Consider the following 16866-nt stretch of genomic DNA (forward strand, 5'->3'; position numbering starts at 1 on the left):
GATCAGTCCCAGCTCAGTCCGCCGCGCCGCCATTCGTAGGCGTACGCCACCGAGACGTTGAAGAAGAACAGCGCCATCGCGGCGAGACCGAACACACCGAGCGCGTCGAGGTGTACCGCCCACGGGTACAGGAACACGATCTCGATGTCGAAGATGATGAAGAGCATCGCGGTGAGGTAGTACTTCACCGGAAAGCGTTGTCCCGCAGCATTTCCCGGGCCGCCTCCGATGGCATGCGGGGTCGGCTCGATCCCGCATTCGTAGGCCTCGAGTTTGGCCCGGTTGTAGCGCTTGGGGCCGACGACGGTGGCGAGAACGAGGGATATCAGCCCGAAAGCGGCGGCGACCGCGCCGAGCACGAGTGTGGGCACCTCGGTATTCACAACTGCACTACCTCTCTCCCTTGACAGCGGTCTGACAGCAGCAGCTGCCGAGACGCGGCTGACGACGTCGTCTGCCGGGTCAATCGCGCCTCGAGGCGTGCTCAGCGGGGGCGCGGGGGATTCATATCGCCGGGTGCACTCGTGTGAGCTACGGCACAGCCTACAACTGATCGTTATGGATGCCCGTGCTTTCGCCCCGGCATTTGATCGAAAACCGGACAGTCACTTATGACCGAAACGGCGCAATCGACGCGACCGGACAACCGCACCCGCACGACGGATCGACGGGTGCCGGCGACGGCGGAGAACCGCCGGTTTCCGGCGGTGCGGGGAAGGGGCCGCGCTAGGCGGCGGAGCGCGAGTGCAGGGCGGTCGCGGCGGCCTCGGCCAGCCGGAACGGATCGATCGGATGCGCGGCCACGGCCTCGGCCCGGGACCAGTTCGCGAGCCAGGCGTCGTCGGGCCGGGCGGTGAGCACCACGATCGGCGGGCAGGCGGCGATCTCGTCCTTCAACTGCTTGGCCAGCCCGAGCCCGCCGGTGGGAGCGGCCTCGCCGTCCAGCACGACCAGGTCGATACCACCCGCGTCGAGTTGCTGCAGGACCACCGCCGCGGTGGCCACCTCCAGATAGTCGAACGGCGGTAGATCCGCCCGCGGCCGCCGGCCCAGGGCGGTAGTCACCTGGCGGCGCGTATCGGCGTCGCTCGAATACACCAGCACCCGCACCGCGGCGGAACGGTTCGCATCGGCCATCTTCCGGATGCTACAAGGTGCTTGATTGCTTCGTGTTCGATTGCCTCGGCTCCGCCGCAAACCTGCGAGTAGTCGGCCCTGGTCAGCGGGGATGGGACGCGGGATATTGATAGATACGCGAGGCGCGACTAGGAAGGGCGGCCGCTATGCGTATCTCGGAGATTCTGCGTCGGAAGGGCGCGGAGGTTGTGACGATCGTACCGGAGGCGACGGTACGGGAATTGCTCGGCGTGCTGGCCGAGCGCAATGTCGGGGCGGTGGTGGTGTCGCGAGGCGGCGGCACGGTGGACGGCATCGTGTCCGAGCGGGACATCGTGCGGCGCCTGCACACCGTGGGTGCGGAACTGCTGGACCGGCCGGTGGCCGACATCATGACCGCGGTGGTCCACACCTGCTCGCCGGAGGATCGGGTGGAGAGTCTGCGTTCGACGATGACCGAACATCGGGTCCGGCATCTGCCGGTGCTGCGGGACGGCCGGCTGGCCGGCATCGTCAGCATCGGCGACGTGGTCAAGAGCGCCATCTCGGAGCTGCAGACCGAGCGGGAACAGCTGGTGCACTATCTGCAGCAGTGATCCAGCGAATTCATCAGCTCGTAACACCGATCGATGAATAGAATGTCTGCCGCGGGCGCATTATTTCGATTGGACGGATCGTTCGATTCGAAGGCTCGCGGTGGACAACACCGCAGATCGGGTGGGGTCCGGGATGTGCATTGTCCCTCGGACCCCACCGCCCGATTCTCCTTGTCACGGCGGATTCGGACCTTCGCCCATTTCACATTCGCTGTTTTTCCGGTGGCCCGCCGGAAACGGTGACCACCACGGAAAAAATTCCGGGCACACGATTTTTCGCGAGGGGTTTCGCCGACCGGAGCCGGTGCACGGCACCCCCGTCGCGGGGATGTCGAGGCGCGCCGATAGGGTGCGTGGCGCAGCGTGCCGCCGACCCCGCGACCACAGAGGACCTCCATGCGCCGCCCCGCCGTGACCGTACCCGTATCGGTCGTCTTCGCGTCCGTTCTCGTTGCCGGCTGCGGTGATTCGGGTGGAGGCAGCACCGGAGCCGGCGCGGGTGCGCCCGTCGCCTCACATGTGACGGTCGCCGCGAGTTCGCCGGCGGCGGCGCCGCGAGCGGCGGCGCCCGCGTCGAGTTCGGTTGCGGCCGCGCCGGATTCGACCACCGGCGAGGCGGCCACGAGCAGCGCCGCGGCCGCGCCCACCGCCGGCAACGCGGCCGCGCGCTGTAGCAGTCGGGGCTGGCCGCAACCGATTCCGGACTTCCGTGGCGCGCCGCTGGCCACCACGGTCGTCGGCAGCGGGTTGTGTTACGACGTCACCGGAGTCGTGACCGCGGACGGGCACGACGTGATGCACGATCCGGCGAGTTTCACTGTCCCGTGGACGATTACGGGACAGGCACCGGATCCCGGTACCACGGTCTCGGCGAACACCCCGGTGACGCTCACCGTGGCACAGGCGCCACGGAACTAGGCACCCCGGGGATCCGTTGTGCCGCTTGATTGTCGGTTCGTCAGCCGGCCGCGGGTGGGACGGTCTGCTCGGCGGGGGTCTGCATGACCTGCTGCCACCAGGCGGTCAGCGGACTGGGATCGGGCCAGACGACAGTGTCGGCGAGCGAATCTTCGCTCTCCCTCGGTGTCACCGGCGTGGTCTGCGGGCGGGAAATCATCACGAATCTCCTCCGGAATCCGTGTGGACCCCGAAACCCGCAGCGATCATACGTGTTCCGGGGCTGGTGCCTCCGGCTCACAACGCTGTGAGCGATCCAGATCTTGTCGGTAGAATTCCGACCTGTATACCAGCAACCGTAATTCCGAGCAAGGATCGTTGATATGACGGCGATTCTTTCGATGCGAACACCGATCGGGCCGACAGTTTGCTGATTCCCGTGATCACCTTTGTGCGCTCGACTGCGTCGAGTTGCCGAGGGCTATGGCACTGGACTGTGTTCCCGCGCAAAAGTTCCGGTAAACATCCGAAAAATATGAATACCGACCGGCAAGTCGGAGAGTTCGGCGCAAAAGTGCCGCCGTGGCGCCAAAAAGTCAGTCATCGAGGAGCCCGACGAGTTTCGTGAGCCCCGCGAGGAGGGTGCGGCGCTCGGCCGGGTCTAGTTGTTCGAGCGCGGCGGCGAAGCGCTGGATGCGCGCGGAGGTGAGGCCGTTGACCAGCGCGCTGGCCCGTTCGGTGACCGTGAGCAACTGGGCCCGGCCGTCACCGGGGTCCGCGCTGCGCACGACGTAACCGTGCTTCTCCAGTCCCGACACGATCCGCGACATGGTCGGCGCGGTGACGTGTTCGACGGCGGCGAGATCGCTGAGCCGCATGGGGCCCGACCGCACCAGCGTGCCCAGTGCGGCGGCGGACCCCTGGCTCAGCGATCCCAGATCCCCGGAGCGGCGCAGCACCCGGGTGACGCGCCCGATGGCGAGGTACAGATCGGCTGCCTCGGCCAATTCCTCGGTGCTGCGCGAGCGCTCCTGCTGGATCATCGGTGGGCTGCTCCTACCCGGTCGTCCTCGACGACGTCGACATCTCGACACCGACGACAGTGTCGTCAGTCGCCGCACCGACGACATCGCCGTCGATGCTGTCCGTTTCGGAGATTATGCCCTCTCGCGCGGCCTCGGCGAGTTCGGCCTGTTCGTCCACGGCGATACCGTTACCGGCGAACCAGGAGGCGATCGCGCCGATCAGCATCATCGCCGCGGCGGCGAGGAACACGACCACCAGACCGGAATGGAACGGGCCGGAGATCAGGTGCGGGAAGAACTCCTGCCCGGTGAGCACGTCGCCGTGCACGCCCGGCCGGCTCAGCTCGCCGCTGGGGCCGAGCAGCTCCTGGATCGGGTTGTAGCCGAGGAACGCCGCGAACAGGCTGCCCACCGGCGGCATGTTCGCCAGCTGGTCGGCCACGGGCCCGGAGACGCCCTGTTCCCGCAGCCCGGAACCGAGCGCGCCGGGCAGGGTGTTGGACAGGCCGACGATCATCAGCGAGAAGAACAGGCCGATCGACAGCGCCGAACCGCCGTTGAACAGGGTGCCGCGCATGCCCGAGGCGGCGCCGCGCTGGGCGGCGGGCGCGCTGGACATGATGGCCGCGGTGTTCGGCGAGGCGAACACGCCCGAGCCGATGCCGTTGAGGAAGATCAGCGCGGCGAACAGCCAGTAGTTGAAGTCGACCGGGATGACGATCAGGCCGATGAAGCTGAGCGCGACCAGGATCAGACCGCCGACGGCGAACGGGCGCGCGCCGAACCGGTCGGACAGGTAGCCCGCGATCGGGCCGGCGGCGAGGAAGCCGATCGTGGTCGGCAGCATGTAGATGCCCGCCCACAGCGGGGTCGACTCGTAGTCGAAACCGTGCAGCGGCAGCCAGATGCCCTGCAGCCAGATGATCAGCATGAACTGCATGCCGCCGCGGCCGACCGAGGACAGCAGACCGGCGAGGTTGGCGAGGCTGAAGGCCCGGTTGCGGAACAGCGCGAGGTTGAACATCGGCTGGGCGACCTTGGACTCGATCACACAGAACGCGATCAGCAGCAGGATGCCGCCGATGATGGCGCCCAGCACCCACGGGTTGGTCCAGCCGGTGTTGGAGCCGCCGTAGGGCTGGATGCCGTAGGTGATGCCGGTCAGCAGCGCGGTCAGGCCGACGGCGAAGGTCAGCGTGCCGGGCAGGTCGAGGGATCCGGCGCTGCGCTGGCCGAAGTCCTGCAGCGAGCGGTACGACCAGATGGTGCCGACGACGGAGAACGGCACGCTCACCCAGAAGACGGCCTTCCAGTCCCACTCCGACAGCACGCCGCCGATCAGCAGACCGAGGAACGAACCCGCGATGGCCGCGACCTGGTTGATGCCCAGCGCCATGCCGCGCTGGTTGGCGGGGAAGGCGTCGGTGAGGATGGCCGCCGAGTTGGCCATCAGCATCGCGCCGCCGATGCCCTGGATCACGCGCCACGCGATCAGCCAGATCGCGCCGCCGCCGTGCGAGAACGGGTCCAGCGAGGTGGCGATCGCGGCGATCGCGAACACGACGAAACCGTAGTTGTAGATCCGCACTCGGCCGAACATGTCGCCGAGCCGCCCGAACATCACCACCAGCACGGCGGAGGCGAGCAGGAAGCCCATCATCATCCACAGCAGGTAGCTGACGTTGCTCGCCGACAACGGATTGAGGTCGATGCCGCGGAAGATCGCGGGTAGCGAGATCAGCACGATCGACGAGTTGATGGTGACGATCAGCATGCCGAGCGTCGTATTGGACAGCGCCACCCACTTGTACTTCGGGTGGTCGCGGTCCATGCGCCGCCGGCGCTGGATGGTCTCGACGTCATCGACGTCGAGGGCACCGGGTGTGGGTGCGGAAGCCAAGGGAGGTCCCCTCCGGATCGGGGTAATCGGACAGGTTCTCCACTTAGAATAGTTGCGTGAGGCTAACTAACTAAATCGTGGCGGCGCGAGATGTGTCACAGGACGAAGCGTCCGGCTACCACCGGAAGGGTCAGGCCCGTTCCTGCCGGCGCACCCACCGCACATCGGCCCGCCACGTGTACGCCGCCACGATCGCCGACGCCACGACCGCGGCCTCCAGCATGTCCCGGCCGTCGACGACCAGGGAGACCAGGCCGCCCAGCAGCGCGCCCAGCGCGAACGAGAGGTATTGCACCGCGTAACCCAGCCACTCCCGGTGGGTACCGCCCCCGAGCAGATGCCGCTCCACCCCTTGGGCGAACTTCACCAGGGTTCCGGTGACGTAGGTGACCGGGATGGCGACCTCGCCGTTGCGCACGAACGAGGTGTTCAGGATGCCCATCCCGAACGAGACGAACAGGATCGGCACCAGCCCCAGATCGGCCTCGTGCGCGTACAGGATCCAGTCCAGCACCGCGGCGGCGGCCAGCGCGATCGTGGCCAGCACGGTCGAGCCGTGCGGATGATTGCCCCACCATCGCCAGCGCCGGAACACCGAGCCGACGAACACCCCGCCGAGGAAGCAGAGGATCAATCCCATCGCGCCCAGCGCGAAACCTCGATCGCCGAGGAAGCCGCCGATCACCGCGCGCTCGGTGTTGCCGGTCATGAAGGTGACGAAGTATCCCTCGGAATGCGTGTAGGCCGCGGCGCCGACGAATCCGGCCAGCACGAGCAGTACCGACGACAGCTCGGTCTCGAGATTCCAGAACGGTGCGGGCGGCTCCGACGTCGAGGTCACAGCAACAGGCTAGCAACGTGTTTCGCCGATTCCGGTGTGTCGATACCGGCGCGCGGCGGAACGCACCGGCTGCCGGTCGGCATACCGTGCAATCCGCTCAGCTCGCGCGCGTGGCCGCCGGGAGATAGGGAGCCAGCGCGTCGGCGGTCGTGGCGCGGCCGATCGCGAGGGCCTGCAGCAACGTCCGGGAATCCCGCGCGACGCGGCCGATCGTCGGCGCGCCGAGCGGCGGCCGGACCTGCAGCACGGCCGGGTGGGTGGCCATCAGCTCCTCGTCCCGGGCGTGCACGGCGACGCGGGTCAGCCAGGTGTCGACGACTCCGGGCGCGTGCCGGGTCAGGAATCGGGTGACGATCCGATTCTCCAGGCCCGAGGGCGCACTCGCCTTTTCGTCGGCCCGCCGGGTGCGCAGCACCAGCACATGGGTCGCGCCCTGGGCCAGCGCGGTACGGACCGGCACCGGCTCGGCCAGCCCGGCGTCGACGTAGCGGCGACCGCCGAGTTCGACCGGATGCTCGGCGAGGATCGGCAGGCAGGTGGTGGCCCGCAGCGCGCGCTGCAACGCGGCCACATCGGTGAGATGCGGATGCAGATCGACCGCCGCGCCCGTCGCGGCGTCCGTACCGATCGGATGGAAGGTCACCGGATTGGCGAGGATCGCCGGGAAGTCCATCGGCACGATGTGCCCGTACACCGAGTGCACGAGATAGGGGGTGTCGACGACCCGGCCACCCCACAGCATCCGGGCCGGGGAGATCACCCGCCGCACCACGTCCGGATGCCAGGCCCGCTCGGAATGCCGTGCCCGCCCGCACAACAGCCACGCCCCGTTCAGCGCGCCGGCCGACGAGCCGTACACCGCGTCGAAACAGTCCACCAGGCCGAGTTCCTCCAGCGCCATGACCATGCCGTGCGAGTACGCACCGCGCGCCGAACCGCCCTCGACCACCAGCGCCAGCCGCGCGTCGTCCGCGCGCGCACCCGGCGCGCTGCCCGCCGCCCGCCGCCGCGCGATCAGCTCCGCGACCGCCGAGCCGTCCACACTCCGCGACACCTGTTCGATCCTTCCGCACGCCCCCGAACACCTGCCTCGGTTCTAACACAGCCGCCGTGCCACGCGTCCCGCACCCGCTGCGGGATGGCATCACGTGCACCGATCCGGAGCCGGATCGCGCCGGTCCGGGCCGAGGCCGTGTCGGGGTGGTGTGCGATGATCACTGCCATAACGTGTGACCCGCTAGCTGCTGTTCTGCCGTGATTGCGTCAATGCCGACCGACAAACGGACAGGGGACGGACATGGTCGACTGGTTACCCACAGCTGAGGTGCGCGCGGTCGCACCCGTCCTGGACAGGTACTCCCAATCGGTCCTGCTCGGCGAGGTATGGAAACGGCCGGACCTCTCCTCCCGGGACCGCAGCCTGGTCACGGTGTCGGCGCTGATCGCGCGCAATCACCTGTCCGACCTCTCGTATCACATCTTCTGGGCGCTCGACAACGGCATCACCCCGGCCGAGCTGTCCGAAATGGTCACCCACCTGGCCTTCTACGCCGGCTGGGCCGACGCGCTCGCCTCGGTGCCGACCATCAAGAAGGTGTTCGACCACCGGGGCATCGGCCGCGAGCAGTTACCGCCGGTCGAGGCGGAGCCGCTGCCGCAGGACGCGGCGGCGGAGGCGCGACGGGCCGAGGAGGTCGAGCGCAATTTCGGCGCGACCGCGCCCGGTGTCGTGCAGTACACCACCCAGCTGGTGTTCGGCGATCTGTGGCTGCGGCCGGGGCTCGCGCCGCGGGACCGCAGCGTGGTCACCGTGGCCGCGCTCCTCGCCACCGGGCACGTCGAGCAGATCCCCTTCCACCTGGAACGGGCGCTCGACGCCGGACTGACCGAGGCCGAGGCCGCCGAGGTGCTCACACATCTGGCGTTCTACGTCGGCTGGCCGAACGTGTTCGCGGCGCTGCCGGTGGTCAAGGAGGTCCTCGCCGTGCGCGCGGGGTGAGCGAAATACGGTAGCGCCCCGGATACTCGGGTCTCGGCAACACACCTTCCGCGCCGGATACTGGCAGCATCGGCGCCGACCGTGCATATCCCGGGACCGCGCCCCTCGTCGTCCCGGCGTGATCGTGGCCGGGACCCGGCAACGGATTCCGGCCACATACGCTCGGAATGGCGGGGGGCGGAACGGTTTTCAGGAGTTGTTGAGCTTGTTCAGCCGTTCGCAGGCCGTCAGGTACTCCTCGATCAGGCGCTGCATCACGTCGGCGGTGCGCTCGACCTTGTTCAGCTGCCCGACCACCTGGCCGACCGGGTTGAAGTTGACGTCCTTGGCGGCCTCCGGGTAGCGGTGGCCGCGCTTCACGCCGTCGAGCGCGACCATCATCTGCAGCGGCATCGGCAGCGGGCTGGGGGTGTCGGAACGCTCCCACGCCTCGGTCCACTCGTTGCGCAACATGCGGGCCGGCTTGCCGGTCCATGCCCGGGACCGGACGGTGTCGTGGCTGGTGGCCTCGATGTAGGTCTGCATCTGCGCCGGCGGCACATTCGATTCCTCGACGGTCAGCCACAGCGAACCGGTCCACGCGCCCGCGGCGCCCATCGCCATCGCAGCGGCGACCTGACGACCGTCGCCGATCCCGCCGGCGGCCAGCACCGGCAGGTCGCCGACCGCGTCGATCACCTGCGGCCACAGCACCAGCGAGGAGACCTCACCACAGTGGCCGCCGCCCTCGGTGCCCTGGCAGACCACGAAATCCAGGCCCGCCCGCTGATGGTTGAGCGCGTGCTTCACCGAACCGCACAGCGCGCCGATCAGCCGGCCGGAGTCCTGCACCTGCTTGATCACGTCGTCGGGCGGGGTGCCCAGCGCGTTGGCGACGAGCTTGGCCTTGGGATGCCGCAGGATCACCTCCACCTGCGGCCCGGCGGTGGTGGCGGTCCAGCCCAGCAGCTGGTTGTGGTGCTCGTCCTCCGGCAGACGAGGGACGCCGTGGTCGGCGAGGATCTTCTCGGCGAAGTCGCGATGCTCCTGCGGAACCAGTTCGGCCAGTTTGGCTTCCAGCTCGGCGGGACTCAACCCCTCGATGCCTTTGCCCTCGTATTTGGACGGGATCACCAGATCCACGCCGTACACGCCGTGCACGTGCTCGTCCAGCCAGGCCAGCTCGATCTCGAGCTGTTCGGCGGTGAATCCGACCGCGCCCAGCACACCGAGCCCGCCGGCGTTGCTCACCGCGGCGGCGACGTCGCGGCAGTGGGTGAAGGCGAAAATGGGGACGTCGATGCCCAGCCGTTCACAGATCTCGGTACGCATGGCGTAGTGGACTCCTCTACTAGAACACGTTTCATTCTTAGCCTAGAACACGTTCCATCTTGGAGGCCATAGTGTCACGCCCACCGGTCGCGACGGCTCGATTCCACCGGGCCGGATCTTCGCGGCTTGCGCCTGACGTAGCGTCGGGTCATAGCGTCACCGGCACCGGCGCGAACGGGCCGGTGGAAGCGGAGAGGAAGCGGACGTGCCGGAATCCGGACAGGTGTGGAAGGTCGGCGAACTGGCGGCCGAGGCCGGATTGACCATCCGGACACTGCACCACTACGACCGGATCGGGCTGGTGTGCCCGGCTCATCGCAGCGGGATCGGGCACCGGCTGTACACCGAGGCGGATGTCGAACGGCTCTATCAGGTGCTGGCGCTCCGTCAGCTGGGCCTCGGCCTGGACCGGATCGCGGAGGTGCTGTCGGGGGTCGTGGAAATGGCGCACGTGCTGGCCGCGCATCGCGACCATCTGGCCGCGCGGCTGACCGCGATCCGGGATCTGCACACGCTGGTCGAGGTACTGGCCGAGACCGCGCGGAACCGGCCCGACGCGTCCGCGGATCGCTTCCTGGAACTGATCAGGAGGACCGTCATGGTCGACGACACCGTCAAGCAGTACTTCTCCGAACAGCAACTGACGCAGCTCGCCGAACGCCGGGAGCAACTCGGCGACGAGCGGATCGGGCAGGCCGAAGCGGCCTGGGCCGAACTCATCCCGCAGGTCGACGCCGCCCTCGCAGCCGGTATGGACCCGGCCTCCCCGGAGGCCGGGGAGCTGGCCGCGCGCTGGATGGCGTTGCTGGAAGGTTTCCACGGCGGCGACGACGGATTGCGGGACAGCCTGTATCGCATGCACACCGAGAACGCCGACCGGATCCGGCAGGAGTTCTGCGGTCCGACACCCGCGCAGATCGAGTTCGTGAAGGCGGCGAATGCCGCACGGCGGTAACCGATTCCGCCGATTCGGTACTACCGGTGAGCCGCTGATCCGACCGGGTCGGCGAGCCGGTCATCCGACTCCACCGATGAGCCGCTGATTCGGCAGGCCGAGGAGCCGGTCATTCGGTTCAACCGGCGAGCCGATGATCCGACCCGGTCGGCGAGCCGGTGGGCAGGCTCAGCCGGCGAGGCGGCCGGTGAAAGTGCGGCGGTAGCTGTCAGGGCTGGTGCCGAGCGCGCGCCGGAAATGCCGTCGCAGCGTCGCGGCGGTCGCGAAGCCGGAGCGCTCGGCGACCAGATCGATGCCGTGGTCGGTGTGCTCCAGCAGTTCCTGTGCCCGGCGCAACCGCTGCTGCTGCAACCAGGTCGACGGATTGGTGCCGACCCGTTCCTGGAAGTGCCGGTGCAGCGAGCGCGGGGTCAGATGGGCGCGAACGGCCATGTCGTCCACCGTGATCGGCTCGCCGAGATGCGCCAGCGCCCAATCCAATACGGGAGTCAAGTTGTCCCGCACCGACTTCGGGACCCGCGTGGTGATGTACTGGGCCTGCCCGCCCTCCCGGTGCGGCGGCGTGACCAGGCGGCGGGCGAGTTCGTTGACGGCCGCCGCGCCGTAGTCGCGCCGGACCACGTGCAGGCACAGGTCCATGCCCGCGGCCTTGCCCGCCGAGGTGAGCACCCGGCCCTCGTCGACGTAGAGGACGTCCGGGTCGACGGTGACTGCGGGATAGCGCCGGGCCAGCAACGCCGCGGACTGCCAGTGCGTGGTGGCCCGGCGACCGTCGAGCAATCCGGCCTCGGCGAGCACGAAGGCGCCGGTGCAGATCGACATCACCCGCGCGCCGCGCTCGTAGGCCGCCCGCACCGCGCTCACCAGATCCGCCGGCGGCCGTAGCGCGCCGTCGTGGCAGGCCGGGACGATCACGGTGTCGGCGCGGGCCAGATCGGCGTAGTCGTATTCGGCGGTGAAGCGGAACCAGCGGTCGACCCGGGCATCGGACGGGCCGCACACCCGGAACTCGTACCAGTCGGTGCCGGTGATCTCGGTACGGTCGGTGCCGAACACGGTGCACGGCACCGCGAGTTCGTACATCGGCACGCCTTCGGACAGGGCGACGGCGACAACGCTCATGTCCGAAACTGTACGCCTGTTGTCGGATCGGACTCTGTCGCCGGATTCGGCTGCGGCGCAGGGTTGACCACATGGTCATGACACGAGAAGCGCGGTCCCCGAGGGTGTCCCGGCGGGACTGGCTCGGCGCGGGCGTCGCGCTGGCCGCGGTCGGCTGGGGCGCGAACCAGTTCTCCCCGTTGATCGTGCTGTACCAACAGCGGCTGGGACTGTCGACGGCGACCGTCGACGCGATGTTCGGACTCTACGCCCTGGGCCTGGTGCCCGCGCTGGTGGCCGGGGGCCGGTTGTCGGACCGGTTCGGCCGCCGCCCGGTGATGCTGCCCGCGCTGGCCCTGTCGTTGCTGGCCTCCTGCCTGCTGATGGCCGGGGACGTCGGCTGGTTGTTCGCCGGGCGGTTCCTGGCCGGGGTCGCCAGCGGCGCGGCGTTCGGGACCGGCGCGGCCTGGGTACGGGAACTCTCGGCCGCGGCGGGCACGGCGGCCGCCGGTCCGCGGCGCTCGACGGTCGCCATGACCGCCGGTTTCGCGGCCGGTCCGTTCGTGGCGGGCGTTGCGGCGCAATGGCTTCCGGCGCCCACGGTGACCGCCTACCTGCCGCATCTGGTGCTGGTGGCGGCCGCCGTACCGGCCGCGTGGCGCACCCCCGGGGAATTGCGCGCCGCACCCGTGCCCGATGCGGAAACGGTTGCGCCGCACCGGCTCACCCGGCACTTCCTGCTGGTGCTGCTGCCCTTCGCGCCCTGGGTGTTCGGCTCCGCGGCGATCGCGCTGGCCTATCTGCCGACCTTGGTCGCCACGCGGGTGGATCGGCCGCTGCTGTTCACCGCGATCACGACCGGGGCCGGGGCGGTGGCCGGGATCGCGGCGGTGCCGCTGGGCACCGCGTTGCGGCGACTGCGGCCCGGCCGCGTCCTGCCCGTGGCGATGATCCCGGTGCTGATCGGCATCGCCGGTGCGGCCGGGGCGGCGTGGTCGCTGTCGCCCGCGGCGGTGCTGGTCACCTCCCTGATCCTCGGATTCGCCTACGGTGTCACGCAATTCTGCGGGCTGGCCGACATCCAGCAGGCCGCCGATCCGCGTTCGCTCGGCACCGCGACCGCCGTGTACCAGACGCTCAGCTATCTCGGCTTCGCCGTTCCGTTCCTGCTCGCGGTCGCGCACGAGCGTCTGCGCCTGACGCCGCCGGCACTGCTGCTCGTCGTACTCGGCGTCGCCGCGCTCGCCACCGGCTGGCTCGTCGTCGCCGGGCGCGCGCGCCACTAGGCTCGACGCCGATGGTCAAACGCGGATTGACCCGCGACCGGCTGGTGGAGCTCGCCCACGAGTACGTCGCGGAACACGGATTGGACGCCCTCACCATGCGCCGGCTGGCCTCGGCGGCCGGGGTGACGCCGGGTGCGTTGTACAAACATCTGCGGGATCGGAAGGATCTGCAGCGGGCCATGTCCGACGCGATCTACCGGACCGTCGGCCTCGGCGACATCGATACCGCGCACCCGGGCGTGGGTCAGGTGATCACCTGCTGCGAGCGGCTGCGGGCGGCGATGCTGGGCTTCCGGGACGGCGGCCGCATCGTCGCCGGCTCGTATTCGCCGTTCGGCGCGGCGTCGCAACTGTCGGCGGTGCTGCGGACCCTGCTCGCCGCGATCGCCCGGCCACCCTTCCAACCCGGTGACCTGGCCTCGGTATTGCGTTCCTACACAGTCGGTTTCGTCATCGAGGAACAGGCCTACCTGGAGCTGGAGAGCACCGGCGAATGGCAGCCGCTGGTACGGACCCTGTTGTCGAACGACGTTCCGCGCGTGGACGAGTCGGGTGACATCCTCGCCATCATGACCGGCGACCGGGACCGGCGCTTCACCGCCGGGCTGCGGGCCGTGCTCAGCGATGCCACGGTGCGGACGGGCGATCGGCGTCCCGCTGACGATCGGTGAGGGTCGCGGAAAACACACGCTCCCACCATGATCCGAGCCGGCTCGACCGCTCGGCGCGACGGTGACCGACGCGGCCCTCGGCCTATCGGCGCCGGGCGGCGATCGATCGCTTCACCTGCCGGGCGCGTTCCCGAATCACGATCAGTCCCAGCGAGATCGGCGACCGGGGCGCGGTGACCGGCTCCAGCGACGGGGCCGCCGGCGCCTGCGCGGCCTGCTCGTCGAGGCGCGCGTGCAGCCGTTCCCGGACCTGGTCCGGGGTGTATGCGCGCCGTTTGCGTTCGGCCTGCACGATCACCACACCGGTCGCCGCGACCCCGGCCGCTCCCGCCAGACCCAGTACTTTCCACCAGCGCATGCGTCTAGGCTAGTCGCCGTGCCACGCGAAGCCCCCACGAGTATCGGCCTGGACGAAGCGGTGGAATTGGCCCGGACCGGAGATCTCTGGTTGTTCCGCGGGCACACGCCCGCCGATCGCGCGATCCGCGGCCTCACCAACAGTCCCGTGAACCATGTCGGCATGGTCGTGGCCGTCGACGATCTACCGCCGCTGATCTGGCATGCCGAACTGGGCCGGGCGCTGCCGGACGCCTGGTCCGGCACCAATCACCGCGGCGCCCAGCTGCACGATCTGCGGGCCGCGGTCCTGCGCTGGACGCACGAATACGGGCAGCAGGCGTGGATGCGCCAGCTCGATCGCCCGGTCACCGGCGAGATGGAGGACGCGGCGCTGCGGGTGGTGGCCCGGCTGGACGGCATGCCCTTCCCGTCGACCAGCGCGCTCGCCGGCCGCTGGTTCCTCGGCCGGGTCCCGCTGCCCCGGCGGTCGCGCAAGGACGACGCCGAGGCGGCGGGCCTGGAGAACGCGTACTGCGCGGAGATCGTCGCCATGACGTATCAGGCGATGGGCCTGCTGCCGGAGAAACGCCCCAACTACTACGACCCGGGCAAGTTCTGGAGCGGCGACAATCTGCGCCTGATCGGGGGCTACCGGCTCGGCGGCGAGATCGTGGTCGACATTCCCGACGTCACAGACTGAGCCCGGATTCCAGCTGTTCCACGATCCGCTCGACGAGCTCGGCGACATCGGCCTGCGGATCGTCTGCGAGTTCGGCCAGCACCGCCGTCAGCGCGCCGACGATCGCGCCCGCCACCGTGCGCACCGCGAAGTCGTCCGAATCCCGGCCGGCGCGCTCGGCCAGCGGAACCGCCAACGCCTGCATGGTCTGCAACAACTGGTCCAGCATCGTGGCGCGCAGGGCGGGCACCGTCAGGATGAGCGCGGTCCGCTCGCGCAACTCCGTCCGCGCGGCGTCGGACAGGTCGCCGAACACGGCGGCGAAGGCCCGGCGCAGCGCGGTGATCGGCGGCAGGTCCGCGGGCTGGGCCCGCAGCGCCGCGATGATCCGCGGGTCGTACTCGTCCTGGAGGACGAGATCCTCCTTGGTGGGGAAGTAGCGGTAGAAGGTGCTCTCCGAGACCGCGGCGGCCTCGATGATCTGCTCGATCGTGGTCGCCTCGTAGCCCTGCTCGTCGAACAGGCGCAGCGCGCACGCCGAGATGGTGGCGCGCGTCTGCGCCTTCTTGCGTTCGCGCAGACCGGGTTTGGCGGGATCAGACGGCATGCGACTCCTGGGGTGCGGCGGGTTCGGGGGCACGCGCGCCGGGCAGGAACACCTGTGCCGCGACCGCGCCCGCCACCGCGATCCCGGCGGCCACCAGCATCGACATATCCACTCCGTGCACGAAAGCATCCTGCACCATCGCCGCGAAGCCCGGCGAGGGCGTCCGTCGCGCCACCTCGAGCCCACCGTGCACGCCGCTGCGGACGGTGTCGGCGGCCGCGGGCGGCAATCCGGTGAGGTCGAGCCGGCCGCGGTAGTCGGCGGCGACCACGCTGCCCAGGATCGCGGTACCCAGTGGCGCACTGGTCTTCTGGAACGCCTGCACCACCGCCGACCCGATCCCGCTGCGCTCCGCGGTGAGGGTCCCGACCGCGACCGAGGTGACCGCGCTCAACGCCAGCCCGGTGCCCGCGCACATGATCGCCATCCACGCGGCGACGAAGCCGGTGCCCGATCCGGTGCCGGTGGTCGCGCCCAGCCCGGCGCCGACGGCGGTGAGCCCGAATCCGAGCACCACGGTCACCTTCGCACCGATCGTCCGGGTACACCAGGCCGCGGGCAGCGCTCCGGCGATCAGGCCACCGACCAGCGGCAGCAGCCGCAACCCGGATCCCAGTGCGTCCGTCCCGGCCACGGCCTGGAAGTACTGCGGCATCGTGAACAGCAGCCCTACCATGCCCATACCGACCAGACCGCCCAGCGTCGCCCCGGCGGTGAACGCGCGGGACCGGAACAGTTCCGGATCGATCATCGGCTGCCCGCCGCTGCGGGCGAGATACCGCTCCCAGCCGAAGAATCCGGCCAGCGCCAGCACGCCCGCGGCCATCGCGGATCCGGCGATCGCATCCGTCCAGCCGCGCTGCCCGGCCTCGATCAGCCCGTAGGTCAGGGCGACCAGCCCGACCGCCGACGCCGTGACCCCGACGGGATCCAGACCGGGCCGCCGCGACGCCTTCGACTCGGGCACCAGCGCCGCCCCGACCACCAGGCCCGCCAGCACGATCGGCACGTTGAGCAGGAACATCCAGCCCCACCACAGATGCGACAGCATCCAGCCGCCCAGGATCGGCCCGAGCGGCAGTGCCAGGAAGTTCGCCGCCTGATAGATGCCGACCGCGCGGGCCCGCTCGGATTCGCCGAACAGCACGGTCAGCGCCGACAGCGCCATCACCGTGATGCCCGCGCCGGCCACCCCCATCAGCAGCCTGGCGGCGAGGAACCAGCCCGGCGAGGGCGCGTAGGCACACCATGCCGACCCGATCCCGAACAGCCCCAGCGACACCAGCATCGTCGCCTTGCGGCCGAACCGATCGCCGATCAGCCCGGCCGGTAGCACCGCGGCCGCCAGGACCAGCAGATATCCGGCCGAAAACCACTCGAGATCGGACTCCGTGGCGTGCAGCGACCGCGCCAGCGTCGGCAACGCCACCGACAACACCGTGCCGTCGAGGCTCACCGCCAGCACGTTCAGGCTGACCGCGCCGAGCGCCCACCACCGCGCCGCTCCGAAAGAGAACATGAGACTCTCCAAATAGAAGGTAAC

Annotated in this window: 19 protein-coding genes; 7 read left to right on the plus strand and 12 right to left on the minus strand. The window is 69.6% G+C overall.

Annotated elements, in window-relative coordinates:
- Positions 1-2: 2 nt before the first annotated feature.
- Both NRB56_RS30880 and NRB56_RS30885 read right to left on the minus strand, forming a co-directional pair.
- The gene (locus NRB56_RS30880; RefSeq protein ID WP_319943781.1) at positions 3-383 is read right to left on the minus strand and encodes an NADH-quinone oxidoreductase subunit A; all 381 of its coding nucleotides are present in this window, start codon (positions 381-383) and stop codon (positions 3-5) included.
- 343 nt (positions 384-726) lie between these two features.
- Entirely contained in the window at positions 727-1137 is a 411-nt protein-coding gene (locus tag NRB56_RS30885; RefSeq protein WP_153347843.1) for a DNA-binding transcriptional response regulator, read from the minus strand.
- A gap of 146 nt (positions 1138-1283) precedes the next feature.
- On the opposite strand from NRB56_RS30885, the gene NRB56_RS30890 reads away from it, so the two are divergent.
- Positions 1284-1712 carry a CBS domain-containing protein gene (locus NRB56_RS30890; protein WP_153347844.1) on the plus strand — a complete coding sequence of 143 codons (429 nt, stop codon included), beginning with the start codon at positions 1284-1286 and terminating at the stop codon, positions 1710-1712.
- A 396-nt stretch (positions 1713-2108) separates the two neighbouring features.
- Positions 2109-2630 (plus strand): hypothetical protein, encoded by a 522-nt coding sequence (locus tag NRB56_RS30895; protein ID WP_153347845.1) that lies wholly within the window; start codon positions 2109-2111, stop codon positions 2628-2630.
- 40 nt (positions 2631-2670) lie between these two features.
- On the opposite strand, the gene NRB56_RS30900 is transcribed toward NRB56_RS30895, so the two are convergent.
- The 5 genes from NRB56_RS30900 to NRB56_RS30920 all read right to left on the minus strand — a co-directional run bounded on the left by NRB56_RS30900 (position 2671) and on the right by NRB56_RS30920 (position 7429).
- A complete protein-coding gene (locus tag NRB56_RS30900) occupies positions 2671-2832 on the minus strand; it encodes a hypothetical protein (protein ID WP_153347846.1) in 162 nt (53 codons plus the stop codon).
- 373 nt (positions 2833-3205) lie between these two features.
- Positions 3206-3652, minus strand: coding sequence for a MarR family winged helix-turn-helix transcriptional regulator (locus tag NRB56_RS30905; RefSeq protein WP_153347847.1), 447 nt, complete (start codon positions 3650-3652; stop codon positions 3206-3208).
- Between the two features lie 13 nt (positions 3653-3665).
- Positions 3666-5465 (minus strand): MFS transporter, encoded by a 1800-nt coding sequence (locus tag NRB56_RS30910; protein WP_227838487.1) that lies wholly within the window; start codon positions 5463-5465, stop codon positions 3666-3668.
- Positions 5466-5664: 199 nt separating this feature from the next.
- Entirely contained in the window at positions 5665-6375 is a 711-nt protein-coding gene (locus NRB56_RS30915; RefSeq protein ID WP_319943782.1) for a YoaK family protein, read from the minus strand.
- A gap of 97 nt (positions 6376-6472) precedes the next feature.
- Entirely contained in the window at positions 6473-7429 is a 957-nt protein-coding gene (locus tag NRB56_RS30920; protein ID WP_319943783.1) for a patatin-like phospholipase family protein, read from the minus strand.
- Positions 7430-7672: 243 nt separating this feature from the next.
- On the opposite strand from NRB56_RS30920, the gene NRB56_RS30925 reads away from it, so the two are divergent.
- Entirely contained in the window at positions 7673-8374 is a 702-nt protein-coding gene (locus tag NRB56_RS30925) for a carboxymuconolactone decarboxylase family protein (protein ID WP_153347849.1), read from the plus strand.
- Between the two features lie 189 nt (positions 8375-8563).
- Here NRB56_RS30925 and NRB56_RS30930 read toward each other — a convergent pair whose 3' ends face one another.
- Positions 8564-9685, minus strand: a complete 1122-nt coding sequence (locus NRB56_RS30930; protein WP_153347850.1) for an NAD(P)H-dependent flavin oxidoreductase — start codon at positions 9683-9685, stop codon at positions 8564-8566.
- A 205-nt stretch (positions 9686-9890) separates the two neighbouring features.
- Here NRB56_RS30930 and NRB56_RS30935 point away from each other — a divergent pair, with 205 nt between their 5' ends.
- A complete protein-coding gene (locus NRB56_RS30935) occupies positions 9891-10640 on the plus strand; it encodes a MerR family transcriptional regulator (protein ID WP_319943784.1) in 750 nt (249 codons plus the stop codon).
- Positions 10641-10808: 168 nt separating this feature from the next.
- On the opposite strand, the gene NRB56_RS30940 is transcribed toward NRB56_RS30935, so the two are convergent.
- Positions 10809-11762 carry a helix-turn-helix domain-containing protein gene (locus tag NRB56_RS30940; RefSeq protein WP_153347851.1) on the minus strand — a complete coding sequence of 318 codons (954 nt, stop codon included), beginning with the start codon at positions 11760-11762 and terminating at the stop codon, positions 10809-10811.
- Between the two features lie 71 nt (positions 11763-11833).
- On the opposite strand from NRB56_RS30940, the gene NRB56_RS30945 reads away from it, so the two are divergent.
- A complete protein-coding gene (locus NRB56_RS30945) occupies positions 11834-13027 on the plus strand; it encodes an MFS transporter (RefSeq protein WP_153347852.1) in 1194 nt (397 codons plus the stop codon).
- Positions 13028-13038: 11 nt separating this feature from the next.
- On the plus strand, positions 13039-13698 hold the full coding sequence (locus NRB56_RS30950; RefSeq protein WP_153347853.1) for a TetR/AcrR family transcriptional regulator: 660 nt from the start codon (positions 13039-13041) through the stop codon (positions 13696-13698).
- An 82-nt stretch (positions 13699-13780) separates the two neighbouring features.
- Here NRB56_RS30950 and NRB56_RS30955 read toward each other — a convergent pair whose 3' ends face one another.
- Positions 13781-14056 carry a hypothetical protein gene (locus tag NRB56_RS30955; RefSeq protein WP_153347854.1) on the minus strand — a complete coding sequence of 92 codons (276 nt, stop codon included), beginning with the start codon at positions 14054-14056 and terminating at the stop codon, positions 13781-13783.
- Positions 14057-14074: 18 nt separating this feature from the next.
- On the opposite strand from NRB56_RS30955, the gene NRB56_RS30960 reads away from it, so the two are divergent.
- Entirely contained in the window at positions 14075-14737 is a 663-nt protein-coding gene (locus NRB56_RS30960; protein WP_319943785.1) for a hypothetical protein, read from the plus strand.
- On the opposite strand, the gene NRB56_RS30965 is transcribed toward NRB56_RS30960, so the two are convergent.
- Entirely contained in the window at positions 14727-15323 is a 597-nt protein-coding gene (locus NRB56_RS30965; protein ID WP_153347855.1) for an acyl-CoA-like ligand-binding transcription factor, read from the minus strand. The genes NRB56_RS30960 and NRB56_RS30965 overlap by 11 nt on opposite strands.
- Entirely contained in the window at positions 15313-16842 is a 1530-nt protein-coding gene (locus NRB56_RS30970; RefSeq protein ID WP_153347856.1) for an MFS transporter, read from the minus strand. The genes NRB56_RS30965 and NRB56_RS30970 overlap by 11 nt, the downstream gene beginning before the upstream one ends.
- Between the last annotated feature and the right edge of the window lie 24 nt (positions 16843-16866).

It is taken from the genome of Nocardia aurantia (assembly GCF_009604425.1).
Classification (GTDB): Bacteria; Actinomycetota; Actinomycetes; order Mycobacteriales; family Mycobacteriaceae; genus Nocardia; species Nocardia aurantia.